General features: G+C 75.4%; 1 protein-coding gene and 1 pseudogene. One reads left to right on the plus strand and one right to left on the minus strand.

Annotation, left to right across the window (positions count from 1 at the left end):
- A partial coding sequence (locus AA75_RS24195; protein ID WP_206743450.1) for a glycoside hydrolase family 27 protein occupies window positions 1-1,333 on the plus strand: 1,333 nt, incomplete at its 5' end.
- On the opposite strand, the pseudogene AA75_RS49710 reads toward AA75_RS24195, so the two are convergent.
- Window positions 1,305-1,625, minus strand: a pseudogene (locus AA75_RS49710) (hypothetical protein); the annotation flags it as partial. The gene AA75_RS24195 and the pseudogene AA75_RS49710 overlap by 29 nt on opposite strands.

Genomic DNA, 1,625 nt, shown 5'->3' on the forward strand with positions numbered 1-1,625 from the left:
TTCCGCCCGTACGAAGGAGTCCGCCGTGCACCGCCGCCTCCGCGCGCCGAAGCTGTCCGCCGCCGCCCTGGTGCTGGCCGCCGCGGCCGGGCTGCTCGTCCCGGCCCCCGGCGCGGCCGCGCTGGACAACGGCACCGCCCGTACCCCGCCGATGGGGTGGAACTCGTGGAACTCCTACGGCTGCGCCATCGACGAACAGCTGATCCGGGACTCCGCCGACGCCCTGGCCGCCTCCGGTCTGCGCGAGGCCGGGTACCGGTACGTCGTGGTCGACGACTGCTGGATGGCCCCGGAACGCGACCGGGCCGGCCGGCTGGTCGCCGACCCCGTCCGGTTCCCCGCCGGGATCAAGGCGCTGGCGGACCACGTGCACGCGCTGGGCCTGCGGTTCGGCCTGTACCAGGTGCCGACCGAGCGGACCTGCGCGCAGCGCGGCGGCGCGCTGCCCGGCGCGACCGGCAGCCGGGGGCACGAGCGGCAGGACGCCGCCGCCTTCGCCGAGTGGGGCGTGGACTACCTCAAGTACGACTGGTGCTCGCCGGAGGGGACGCTCGCCGACCAGGTCGCCGCGTTCACCCTGATGCGCGACGCGCTGCGGGACACCGGCCGCCCGATCGTCTACAGCATCAACCCGAACAGCTACCACCCCGACAAGAACGGCGCCCGGTACGACTGGTCGCCGGTCGCCAACCTGTGGCGCACCACCGAGGACATCACCGCGGCCTGGGCCACCCGCGCCGATCCGGCCGACGGGAGTGCGCAGGGCGTCCTGGACATCACCGGGGTCAATGCCCGGCTGGCCGGGCAGGCCGGTCCCGGGCACTGGAACGACCCGGACATGCTGGAGGTCGGCGTCGGCGGCCTGAGCGACGACGAGGCCCGCACCCACCTCGCCCTGTGGGCCCAGATGGCGGCGCCACTGATCGCCGGGAACCGGCTCACCGCGATGCCCGCCAGGATCAGGGACCTGCTCGCCACGCCCGGGGTGATCGCCGTCGACCAGGACCCGCTGGGCGCCCAGGGCACCGTGATCGACGACCGGGAGGGCCGGCTCGTCGTCAGCAGGCCGCTGGCGGACGGCGGCCGCTCGGTCTCCCTCACCAACACCGGCGACGGCCCGGCGGTGCTCGCCACCACCGCCGCCGCGGCGGGTCTGCCGGACGCGGGCTCCTACGCCGTCACCGACCTGTGGACCGGCCGCACCGCGACCGTCGCCGGCCCGTCCGTCCCGTTCGGCGCCGAGGTGCCCGGCCACGGCACGGCGGTCTACCGGCTCGAGCCGCGCGCGGTGGCGGACGGCCGGGTCAGCGCTGGCGGGCGAGGTCGCCGGTGAAGCCGTCGACCTCCAGGTGCAGGCTGCCGTCGGTGTTGCGGGTGTAGACCTGCGGGGAGGGGTTGGCGACGCAGCCGCTCAGGCCGGTGGTCGGCGAGGTCTTCAGCACCAGGCGGGCGGCGTCGACGGAGACCAGCAGGGCGCTGCTGTCGCAGTACCCGGTGCCGGGGCCGGTGTTGTTGTGGATGCTGCCGACCAGGTCGCCCTTGCCGCCCTGGCCGATGGTGATCTTGAACTCGGCCCGGCCGGGGGGCGCCGGGGTGCCGAGGTTGCCCGACCAGGTGCCCAGGTA

This window comes from Kitasatospora sp. MBT63 (assembly GCF_000710465.2).
Classification (GTDB): Bacteria; Actinomycetota; Actinomycetes; order Streptomycetales; family Streptomycetaceae; genus Kitasatospora.